This is a genomic window from Indibacter alkaliphilus LW1 (genome assembly GCF_000295935.2).
Taxonomy (GTDB): Bacteria; Bacteroidota; Bacteroidia; order Cytophagales; family Cyclobacteriaceae; genus Indibacter; species Indibacter alkaliphilus.
This window is the reverse complement of sequence record NZ_ALWO02000020.1, coordinates 24188-34059: the sequence shown is the minus strand read 5'-3', so window position 1 is coordinate 34059 and position 9872 is coordinate 24188. Positions and strand designations below refer to the sequence as shown.

Annotated in this window: 7 protein-coding genes; 4 read left to right on the top strand and 3 right to left on the bottom strand. The window is 40.6% G+C overall.

Features of this window, described 5'->3' with window-relative positions; genetic code table 11:
* Window positions 1–224: 224 nt before the first annotated feature.
* A complete protein-coding gene (locus tag A33Q_RS04000) occupies window positions 225–1433 on the bottom strand; it encodes an acyl-CoA dehydrogenase family protein (protein WP_009036240.1) in 1209 nt (402 codons plus the stop codon).
* Window positions 1434–1551: 118 nt separating this feature from the next.
* Between A33Q_RS04000 and A33Q_RS03995 the strand changes: the two genes are divergently transcribed.
* Both A33Q_RS03995 and A33Q_RS03990 read left to right on the top strand, forming a co-directional pair.
* Window positions 1552–2517 carry a tryptophan 2,3-dioxygenase family protein gene (locus A33Q_RS03995; RefSeq protein ID WP_009036241.1) on the top strand — a complete coding sequence of 322 codons (966 nt, stop codon included), beginning with the start codon at window positions 1552–1554 and terminating at the stop codon, window positions 2515–2517.
* Window positions 2518–2913: 396 nt separating this feature from the next.
* Window positions 2914–4494, top strand: a complete 1581-nt coding sequence (locus A33Q_RS03990; protein ID WP_009036242.1) for an NAD(P)/FAD-dependent oxidoreductase — start codon at window positions 2914–2916, stop codon at window positions 4492–4494.
* A 4-nt stretch (window positions 4495–4498) separates the two neighbouring features.
* On the opposite strand, the gene A33Q_RS03985 is transcribed toward A33Q_RS03990, so the two are convergent.
* A complete protein-coding gene (locus A33Q_RS03985; protein ID WP_009036243.1) occupies window positions 4499–5710 on the bottom strand; it encodes a Gfo/Idh/MocA family protein in 1212 nt (403 codons plus the stop codon).
* Window positions 5711–5894: 184 nt separating this feature from the next.
* Here A33Q_RS03985 and A33Q_RS03980 point away from each other — a divergent pair, with 184 nt between their 5' ends.
* Window positions 5895–7259, top strand: a complete 1365-nt coding sequence (locus tag A33Q_RS03980; protein WP_009036244.1) for an exonuclease domain-containing protein — start codon at window positions 5895–5897, stop codon at window positions 7257–7259.
* On the opposite strand, the gene A33Q_RS03975 is transcribed toward A33Q_RS03980, so the two are convergent.
* A complete protein-coding gene (locus tag A33Q_RS03975; RefSeq protein ID WP_009036245.1) occupies window positions 7256–8653 on the bottom strand; it encodes a glycoside hydrolase family 30 protein in 1398 nt (465 codons plus the stop codon). The genes A33Q_RS03980 and A33Q_RS03975 overlap by 4 nt on opposite strands.
* Before the next feature lie 424 nt (window positions 8654–9077).
* On the opposite strand from A33Q_RS03975, the gene A33Q_RS03970 reads away from it, so the two are divergent.
* Window positions 9078–9671, top strand: a complete 594-nt coding sequence (locus A33Q_RS03970) for a DUF6134 family protein (protein WP_051394810.1) — start codon at window positions 9078–9080, stop codon at window positions 9669–9671.
* The last annotated feature ends 201 nt before the right edge of the window (window positions 9672–9872 follow it).

The following is a 9872-nucleotide window of genomic DNA, read 5'->3' as shown; positions in this document are numbered from 1 at the left end:
TAACTTTAACTTCGTAAGTAGCTAAACCAACTTACACAGTTTTTGTCATAGTCCCTTTCGAATTTAGCAGCTGCTTTTTGCTTTTCTTTTCAAATCATTTTACTTTTCTCAATTCGCTTACAGATAAGGTGATTTTCATATAAACAACGTGTGTTTATGAGAGAACATCCATTTCTTTAACATGACATTTCTGCCAGCTTAATCTCGCATCTCGTCTCTCGCTTCTACTTAAAAGCCGCTATCCCCGTAATCTCATTGCCCAATATCAACAAATGAATATCATGGGTGCCCTCGTAAGTGATTACGGACTCCAAATTCATCATGTGTCTCATAATTGGATAATCACCAGTGATGCCCATGCCTCCATGGATCTGCCTTGCCTCTCTGGCTATTTCCAAGGCCATAGCTACATTATTTCTTTTTGCCAGGGAAATCTGGGCTGTGTTGGCTTTACCTTCATCCATCAGCTTTCCTAGTCTCCAGTTGAGCAATTGGGCTTTGGTGATTTCTGAAAGCATCTCGGCCAGTTTTTTCTGTATCAATTGAAAAGAAGCAATAGGTTTGTCAAACTGTATCCTTTCCAACGCATACCTTCTGGCAGAATCATAACAGTCCATGGCAGCTCCCACAGCACCCCAGGCAATTCCATATCTTGCTGAGTCCAAACACATCAAAGGTGCACCCAAACCGCTTTTTCCAGGCAGTAAATTTTCTTTCGGAACTTTGACATTGTCAAAGACCAACTCACCTGTGCAGGAAGCCCGAAGGGACCACTTGTTGTGGGTTTCAGGCGTTGAAAAACCCTCCATACCTCTCTCTACGATCAATCCATGGATCCGGCCTTGTTCATTCTTGGCCCAAACCACCGCAATGTCTGCCTTGGGAGAATTGGAAATCCACATTTTGGCACCATTCAGAAGATAATGGTCTCCCATGTCCTTAAAATTGGTTTTCATTCCACTTGGATTTGAACCGTGGTCAGGTTCTGTCAGTCCGAAGCATCCCAACATCTCACCTGAGGCAAGTGCGGGCAGGAATCTCTTTCTTTGCTCCTCTGAGCCGAATTTATATATCGGATACATGACCAGCGATCCCTGAACAGATGCCGTGGAGCGCATTCCAGAATCTCCTCTTTCTACTTCCTGCATGATCAGTCCATAGGAGATGTAATCCAGACCACCACCGCCATATTCACTTGGGATTTGAGGGCCAAAAGCACCTACATCTCCGAATTTTTTGACAATTTCATAAGGGAAATGCGCATCCTGGGCCCATTCTTCTATATATGGGCTTATTTCTTTTTTGACAAAATCCCTGATAGAAGAGCGGATAAGCTTGTGCTCTTCAGTCAAAAGGTCATCTACCTGGTAAAAATCGACTCCTTCAAATAAATCCTGCTTGGATGACTTGTTTATCGTGGATGTTTGCTCCATAAGTTATTTTGGTTAATTGCTAATTTAAATGGATTTTTACAGCCGAAAAGCCTTTTCCATGCCTGAAATAAATAAGAAGGCACTGAAAAAACTATTTAATCCAGCGAAATTTTAACTCATGAGCCCAGCAAATTACCCAAAAGACGTTTTAGAAAAAATCGAACTCCTTCAGGATAAATTCAAAGCTTCAGGACAGGACCTTTCTTCTTATCTCGAAGGCCTGCTTTATGCGGATTACATGACCTATTGGGACTATATCAATCTGGACATGTTGCTTAGCTTACAACAGCCAAGAACTTCCTTCAAAGACGAAAAAATCTTCATCATTTATCACCAGATTACGGAATTATACTTTAAGCTGATTATTTGGGAGCTGGAACAAATAGCTGAAAAACATGAGATTGATGCTGAGTTTTTCAAGCAAAGGCTGGAAAGGGTAATCATGTATTTTGACCACCTTATTTCCTCTTTTGCAGTGATGTGGAAGGGTATGGAAAAAGAGCAGTTTTTGAAATTCAGAATGTCTTTGCTTCCTTCCAGCGGTTTTCAAAGTGCCCAATACAGGGTAATCGAAATTTTATCTACTGATGCCAAAAATCTTATCCACATAGAAAAGCGGTCTACTATAGGCGAGACAAAGGATACAGATTTGATTTTTGATAACCTTTATTGGCAGCAAGGTGCTGTAGAGTTGGCTACAGGGGAAAAGACCCTGACACTTAAGTCTTTCGAGAAAAAGTATGCCAAGGACCTGAAGGAATTGATCGAAAATTACAGATCCTCCAATATCTGGGAAAAATATGTTTCCTGTGAAAATAAAGACGAGGAATTAAAAGAATTGATGAAGACGCTTGACCTTAAAGCGAATGTTTTTTGGCCTTTGGCCCATTACAAGTCTGCTGTCAGGTATTTACAAAAAGACCCTGTGGACATTGCAGCAACAGGTGGAACCAACTGGCAAAAATACCTGCCTCCAAGGTTCCAAAAAGTCATTTTCTATCCCGAACTATGGACTGAAAAAGAAATGGATGAATGGGGCAAAGGCTGGGTAGTGAAGGAGATATTTGGGAAAGAAGAAGCTTGACGAGTTACGACTTACGAAGTACGATTTACGAGGCTTGTTCCTTAAACCGGTTCATCAGTTCTTCGATTTATCATTCGATGTCGTTTAGTAAAGGGTAACTTTTCCAAAGTTCAGATTTGTAAACAATGTTTATTTTTACTTTTAATCCAACTTTGGAAAAGTTTAAATTCAACTTGTAGTCTTATCTAAACGACGTTGGTTCATGATTTCAAAATTTCGAATAAAGAATGATGAATAATGAATCAAGAAGTTAACAATTAACCTTTAACCCTTAAACCTTTAACAATCTAACTCTTAATCGATTAATCAACTACACAGTTCACCAGTTACACAGTTAAACAGTTAAACAATTCAACAATTCCACAATTACCGTTTTAAGGATAAAAACCTTACACCATGAAAAAAGACATTCAATTGCAGTTAAGTCCCGAAGAGGCTTATACTGCGGAACTGTTTGAGAAAGCAGCATTGAGAAAAGTGGGGATTTCTCCATCGGATTCGAATGTATACGTAAGACAGACGAGACGTTCTATCGATGCCAGGGGCAGAAACGTGAAAATCAATGTTTCCGCTGAAGTTTTTGTCAATGAGGCACCAAAACCCATGTTGGAGTTTCACCATGACTATCCCAATGTCAGCAATGCAGATCAAATCATCATTGTAGGAGCAGGCCCTGCCGGACTATTTGCAGCGCTGAGAGCCATAGAACTGGGAGTCAAGCCCATTGTCATAGAAAGGGGTAAAGATGTAAGGGCACGAAGACGGGACCTGGCTGCCATCAATAAAGAACATATTGTAAACCCTGAATCCAATTATTGTTTTGGTGAGGGCGGTGCCGGAACTTATTCTGACGGGAAGCTGTACACCCGATCCAAAAAAAGGGGAGATATCCGAAGGATAATGGAGATCCTAGTGGCACATGGCGCGACGGAAGAAATTTTGGTGGAAGCACACCCGCATATCGGTACCAATAAATTGCCTAAACTGGTTGCAGATCTAAGAGAATCCATCTTGCAGGCTGGGGGAGAGGTATTGTTTGATTCGAAGGTGGTTGATTTTATCCTCGAGGACAATGAGATGAAAGGGGTAGAATTGGCAGATGGAGAAAGGATTCTGGGAAAAGGAGTTATTCTGGCAACAGGACACTCTGCCAGGGATATTTTTCATCTTTTGAATAAAAGAAAAATACTGATTGAAGCAAAACCCTTCGCTTTGGGTGTCAGGATAGAGCACAGTCAAAACCTGATTGACAGAATTCAATACAATTGTACAGTGGACAGAGGTCCTTTCCTTCCGGCTGCAGCCTATTCTTTGGTCAATCAGACCCATTATCAGGGGAAGCAAAGAGGCGTTTTTTCATTTTGTATGTGTCCGGGAGGATTTATTGTTCCTGCGGCCACCTCACCCGGTGAGTTGGTGGTCAATGGCATGAGTCCAAGCCGAAGAGACAGTAAATATGCCAATTCAGGGATGGTTGTGGCTGTAGAACTGGAGGACCTGCCCCAATACCAAAAGCATGGAGCACTTGCTGCGATGGTGTTTCAGGCAGAAGTGGAACAAAAAGCCTGGGAGTTTGGAGGAAAAACCCAAGTGGCACCAGCCCAACGCATGATTGATTTTACCCAAAAGAAAGTCAGTTCTTCACTATTGGAAACCTCTTACCAACCAGGATTAAATGCAGTGGATATGCATGAGGTTTTGCCGGATTTTATTTCCGAGAGGCTGAGGCAGGGATTGTTGGCATTCGGGAAAAAAATGAAAGGGTACCTGACCAACGAAGCCCAACTGATCGGTGTAGAAAGCAGGACTTCTTCCCCTGTGAGAATACCTAGAGATAAAGAAACTTTTGAACACCCTGTCATAAAGGGACTCTATCCATGTGGGGAAGGGGCAGGATATGCAGGAGGAATTGTTTCCGCCGCTATGGATGGAGAAAGATGCGCAGAGAGGCTTATCGCTGAATATGTAAAGCGTTAATTTATTAAGATAAGTTATATCCAGGTTCCCAAGATTGAGTTTGCCCGTCATAAAGTGATTTATTGGCCAAAGCCACTACAATAGCTGTCTTTCCTGCATTGCTTACATTGGATTCTGGTAATTTATTTTCTGTCAGGCATCTATGGAAGTCTTCCAAAGCATAAAATGAACCGTCTCTTGTTGGATGATCCAGGATTTTGACCCCTTTTTTGTCACTGGACCAAACCAGTTGCGTAGCACCGGATACGCCGTCTACTTGTTCCAGTTCTGCCCTGATTTCCGGCTCCGGATAGAAAACCCCTTCATTCATCAATAGGGAAACCATTCCTTTTGAGCCCTTAATCCTAAAAGCATAGCCTTCATATTCATTGCTACAGGTAGCTCCAAAATTACCAATCATCCCCTCTTTACCGTAGCGCAGCATGACCTGTACATTGTCAAAGGTTTCCCTTCCGTCATCAAAATGATCGATACCACCCATTCCATGTATCTGGCTGGGAACGGTTTCAAAAGCCCAATTGATAAAATCAATCTGATGGGAGAGGAGTTCCGCTACCAAACCTCCTGAATATTCCCTGTACATTCTCCAATTGATCTGGCGTTCCAATGATTCGTTCGGTACGGATCTTCTCCAATTGTGATTTCTGTCCCAGCGGGCATCTATTTGTGTGACCTTTCCCAGCCATCCGCTTTGTATCATTTCCTTTACCTTATAGTAAAGCGGTGAATACCTATATTGATGTCCTACCTGTAAAACCTGGTTTGGATAAGATTTACTCAGTTGGTGAAGTTGCTGGGCCTGCTCAATATTGAATACCATTGTTTTCTCCAAAAACAGGTGTTTGCCGGATTCGAGTACAGCCTTGGCATGTTCAAAGTGAAGATAAAGCGGAGTCGCTACCAATACCACTTCAATTTCCTTATTATTTAGAAGCTGGCTGTAATCCTCATAATAGACAATCCCTGTGGGATACTTACTTTTGGCATTTTCTATCCTGAAGGGTAAAACATCACAAATGCCGATGACCACAAATCTGTCCGGCATGGATTTCATGACTGAATGCATCCCAGATCCCCGGTCTCCGTATCCGATGATCCCTACTTTGTAGACCTTCGCAGGATTTTTTTCTTTAAATAAGTTTGAGTTGCCTGCTAAAGGTATGGCCGAACCGGCCATAAGCAGGGAACTTAATTTTACGAATTCTCTTCTGTCCAATTTTCTAGATTTCTTGGGTTTTACTTTTCCAATATATAAAAGATTTTAAAACTTGACGTTTGCTAATAAACAGATGGCAAAAGTGCTTGTTCAATTGGTAATTTATTATTGTATGACATTGCCTGACGTAGAGTTTTAATTCTGCGGAATTATCATGAAAATTGAAAGTTGAATGGAGGAGTAAATGAAATATGTAATCGTAGATATTGAAACGACCGGAGGGAATCCAACGCAGGGTGGAATTACGGAAATAGCTGCACTGCTATATGAGAATGGTCAGGAGGTGGATAGGTTCCATTCCTTAATCAATCCGGAGCGATTCATCCCAGGCTTTATCACAGGGCTGACCGGAATAGATCAGGAAATGGTTCAGGATTCCCCTACATTTTCTGAAATCGCTGAAGAACTCTTTGATTTTCTGAAAGGAAACGTATTCGTAGCCCACAATGTCAATTTTGATTACAGCTTTATCCGAGAAGCTTTTAAAAAGTCAGGATTTCAATATGATGCTCCCAAACTTTGTACAGTGAGGTTGAGCAGAAAGGCCTTTCCTGGATTTCATTCCTACAGTTTGGGTCGGATCTGTGAACAATTGCAGATCAAAATTTCCAATCGGCATAGAGCTTTTGGAGATGCTGAAGCCACTGCCATTCTTTTTGGATTGATTGAAAAAAAATCACCTGAAACCATTCTGTCTAGTCTGAAGCGCAATTCGGGGGAAAGCTTTTTACCACCAAATATTTCAAAGGAGAAATTCCTAAAAATACCTGAAGGCACGGGTATATATTATTTTCATGATAAAAACGGCAAAGTCATCTATGTCGGCAAAGCCCTTAATATCAGGGAAAGGTTTAAGGGCCACTTTTCAGGAAACTCCATAGAAAAGCTCAACCTCAAATCAGAAATTCATGACATCAGCTGGCAATTGACCGGAAGTGAATTTTTGGCATATTTGATTGAACTTTTGGAAATCAAAAACTTATGGCCCAAATACAACAAGGCCTTGAAGTACAAATCCAGCAATTGGGCATTGTACCAATATGAAGATGGAGCTGGATATATCAGGCTACAGGTAGCTAAAAACACCAGACCTCAACAAGCTGTATACGAATTTGATTCTCACTCGGAGGCGTGGAAATTTTTGATGGACAAAGTCGAAGAATTTGACCTTTGTCCCAAACTGGCTGGAATCCAAAAGGCTCCAAAAGAATGTCATGATTACAAAATCAACAAATGTAAAGGGGCTTGTTGCGGTAAAGAATCTTCCAAGGTTTATAATAAAAAAATAAATCAATTTATAGATTCAATAGAGTCTAACTATAAGTCTATATTGATTAGGGAAAAGGGCATTTACCCAAACGAGCACTCTGCCTTGTATTTTGAGAAAGGGGTATTTTCAGGGTATGGATTTTTTGATGAAAATATGGAAGCCCAACAAGCTGAGAATATTATTGGGGCTTTACAGAAAGTTAAGCACCAACCTGAAACCCGTTATATTTTGAGGTCATTTGTTACCAAGGTAAATCCTTCCCAAATACAGGTAATTTAATCTACAATCACCGTGGCTACTGCTCCTCCTGCCAAATTCACCTGAGTAACGTAATTGCGGGTTTGGATAGAAAACGTTTTTACTTCTTTTGATTCGTTTAGCAACAAGGTGACGATTTTTCCATCAGGTCTGAGAAAGGCCACATTGGGAATGCTGTCAGGCACATTACTGTCAATCCGCAAAGATCCTGGAGTCACAAACTTACTGGCATGTGCGATGATATAATAGGCTGGATTTCTGGTCACCTCATTCCCATCAATTGTCACAGCGCCCAAACACCTGCTACAACCGCCTCTATCAGTAAATGGCGTAAGTTCCGGATTGGAAGTCAGGTTCCATTCCAATACTGTCCTTGCCCAATTGCGCGTGGCTCCGATCGTAAGATTTTTGGTGTGCCAAATGAGGTCTTCCGGAAGATTTCCAGGTGCTCCGATCCACTGTTCGGTGAAATAGATATGCCTGTCAGGGTGTGTCTGATGTACATCTGAAAGGGCCTCGATTTCTCCACCGTATAAGTGGAAAGCCGATCCATGAACATATTTTTTAGCTTCCTGGTCATTCATAATAGAAATGGGATAGTCTGGCCTATCGGCATTGTGATCGTAAAGGATGATTTTGGTGCCCAACTCATATTCTTCAAATTTTGGCCCCAAATGATTTTTCACAAAGTCCCTTTGTTCCTCAGCCAACATCAGCAAGCTGGGATTATTGCCTGGATGTAAAGGTTCATTCTGTACTGTAATGGCATCTATGTGTATGCCTTCTTCTTTCATTTGCTGGATATATTTAACAAAATAAAGCGCATAGGAACCGTAGTTTTCTGGAAGCAATGATCCTCCTCTTGTGTCATTGTTGTCCTTCATCCAAGCCGGGGGAGACCAAGGAGAAGCCATCAAAGTGATATTCGGATTGATTTCAAGGATTTCTTTCAAAATAGGAATTACATCCTCCCTATCAGGCCCTAAATCAAATTTTGTCAATTCAGGATCAGACTCGCCTTCTTCCAAATCATGATAAGAAAACACCGTTTCGTTCAAGTCTGAGGCGGCAATACTTAATCTTAAGTAAGAAATGCCTATATCACTCTTTCCATCACCAAACAATTCCAGTAACAACTCCTTTCTTTTATCCTTATCCATGCCCAAGAGGTGCATAGCAGAACCCTGGCTTAAAGTGAAACCAAAGCCCTCAATTTCCTGAAACCGCATTTGATCATCAATCAAAATAGTTGGCTCTAAATTCGGATTCTGACTTAATACAATATTTTCTTGTTGTTGGAAAAGAATGTCTTTGCTGGGGACCGTTAGCCAAATTTCTGCTTCTTGATCTATTAAATTGGTACAGGAGTACAAGCTTCCTGAAATTAAGATGAGGAGTAAGAAGTAATGTTTCATCTGGTTATTAAATGATTTATAGCGGCTATAAATGTACTGCACCGTAGGCTAGGGTTGGATGTTTAAAATATATATACTGTCGACACTTTTCGCATGAGCTTTTTAATACAGAAGCCATGAATTTAACAATAAATCCATGGCTTTTAAACAGGGATTTAAGTTCTTTAGAGGAATGCCAAAGCTGCTGGTCCAAGCTGCTTCTGCAATGGTTTGAGCATATTCCCAACCCCTTTGTTGTAATTACCAAGAAGTTGTTTGCCCAGCAAACTCAAGAGAAAGTTTTGCCTTGTTTTCTTTAAATTCAATTTCTTGAAAAACCCGCTTTTAAAGGGAGTTAATAAAGAATCTGATAAATCTGATTTTAGATATTTTCACCTTATTCCTTTGAGCTTACAAACATTTCTTTTCAATTTCGGGCATGAAAATGAAATTATTAATTATAGCAGTATTCGGACTGTTTTTGGGGGCTACAGGCTATTCTAATGCGCAAATGGTACAAAAATATGATGTGTCGATTGCTGGCATATCAATTGGCGAAATGACTGCCAAAAAATTTGATAGGGGTGAAGAGGTGGTCTATGAATTGAGCAGTAATGTGAGCTTCTGGTTTTTTGGAAGGATCAATTTGGACTACTTTACCAAAACCACATACAAAGATGGATTGCTCAGGACGGTAAGGTTAACTTCCAATACAAATCGGGGAAATTTCAAGTCTGACATCGATTGGAATAGAGATCATTACAAAGTTCAAACGACTAATTACAAATACGAACTGGACACTACCATCCACAAACCTCTATATTTCAGCGCGGCAGTTTTTTACTTTCAGGAACCCAAGCAGGTCAAAGAATTTATGGCGGAGGCTTATGGTTTGGTATCGCCGATTGTGAAAAAGGGGGAATATTACGAGGTAGATGTCAATGGTAACCGTAACCGCTTTTATTATAAAAACGGTGAACTTGAAAAGGCAGTCATGCAGTTCCCCGTCAAGAATTACGTGATTACAAGAAAAGATTGAGTAAAGTAAAAAGGCCGGCAAAGCCGACCTTTTTAAATATCATCAATACCTATGAAGAAAATTCTGGTTCAAAGGTATGCTGTATCTTTCAGAAGGGTGTTACCACATTGTGAAGTAATCTTTAAATTGAAGGATATACAGTTGAAATATGCCTTTGGCGATATAAATTGATATATACTTCGTGAAATAAAATTGAAATAT

Excerpts from the sequence above, each read along its gene's own strand:
- A33Q_RS04000 (WP_009036240.1), bottom strand. The coding sequence starts at position 1,433 with ATGGAGCAAACATCCACGATAAACAAGTCATCCAAGCAGGATTTATTT.
- A33Q_RS03995 (WP_009036241.1), top strand. The coding sequence starts at position 1,552 with ATGAGCCCAGCAAATTACCCAAAAGACGTTTTAGAAAAAATCGAACTC.
- A33Q_RS03990 (WP_009036242.1), top strand. The coding sequence starts at position 2,914 with ATGAAAAAAGACATTCAATTGCAGTTAAGTCCCGAAGAGGCTTATACT.
- A33Q_RS03980 (WP_009036244.1), top strand. The coding sequence starts at position 5,895 with ATGAAATATGTAATCGTAGATATTGAAACGACCGGAGGGAATCCAACG.
- A33Q_RS03975 (WP_009036245.1), bottom strand. The coding sequence starts at position 8,653 with ATGAAACATTACTTCTTACTCCTCATCTTAATTTCAGGAAGCTTGTAC.
- A33Q_RS03970 (WP_051394810.1), top strand. The coding sequence starts at position 9,078 with ATGAAATTATTAATTATAGCAGTATTCGGACTGTTTTTGGGGGCTACA.